This window comes from Prevotella sp. OH937_COT-195, assembly GCF_003932845.1.
Classification (GTDB): domain Bacteria; phylum Bacteroidota; class Bacteroidia; order Bacteroidales; family Bacteroidaceae; genus Prevotella.
In genome coordinates, this window is record NZ_RQZH01000109.1 from 1 (window position 1) to 673 (window position 673).

Below are 673 nucleotides of genomic sequence, written 5' to 3' on the forward strand. Positions count from 1 at the left end.
TTTCCGGAGCGTTCTCGTTAACACAACACACGGGAACGCCCCTTTTTTGTTTTTAGACCAATCGGTTTGCCAGGATATAAATTAGAGTTGTTTGTATGTTTTCTATTGTTTGCCGTCTTGTTCTACAATGTAGGAGTGGGCAGATTGCTTGGCTACGGTGAACATACCAAAAGTTGATTATTACGGAAGATAGAGACAGGTGACAGGAATTTCTATCACGAATTAGTCTTCTTTCTGCCGACAAAAAGGAAAAGTTCTGCGAGATCTTGCCAAACGATGAAAGCTGGAGTTTGCCCTGTTTTATATATCCAGATTTCACGAAATACGCCCTTTGCAAGTTTGAAGTGCCCCCGAAAAGTTGGACATAAAAACTTTTTTGGGGGCACTTCACTGCTCAAATCCTCTTTCAACTCTTCAGCAATTGGTCGGTTGTTGGAATCTGTTGTTGCCATTTTTTGAAAGTTTTTATTTTCCTTTTCTTTGTGATTGGAAAGATTTTTCTGCTTTCAGAAGTTCGGACAAAACACATAAGTACCCCAGTTCGGGATAAGATTTCTCAAAACATCATAAGTTGCTTGGTGTCCTCAATATAATATCCATCAAGTGCTTTCGGCTTGTTGTCGAAGAAGCAGTATGCCGCCAGTGCTGCAATCATGCTCATGATGAAATTGTT

The 673-nt window shown here is 40.1% G+C and carries 2 pseudogenes; one reads left to right on the forward strand and one right to left on the reverse strand.

What is annotated here, in order from left to right:
* Positions 1–102 precede the first annotated feature (102 nt).
* Positions 103–280: pseudogene (locus EII32_RS12630) on the forward strand (lysozyme); the annotation flags it as partial.
* Between the two features lie 276 nt (positions 281–556).
* Here EII32_RS12630 and EII32_RS11450 read toward each other — a convergent pair.
* Positions 557–673: pseudogene (locus tag EII32_RS11450) on the reverse strand (IS982 family transposase); the annotation flags it as partial.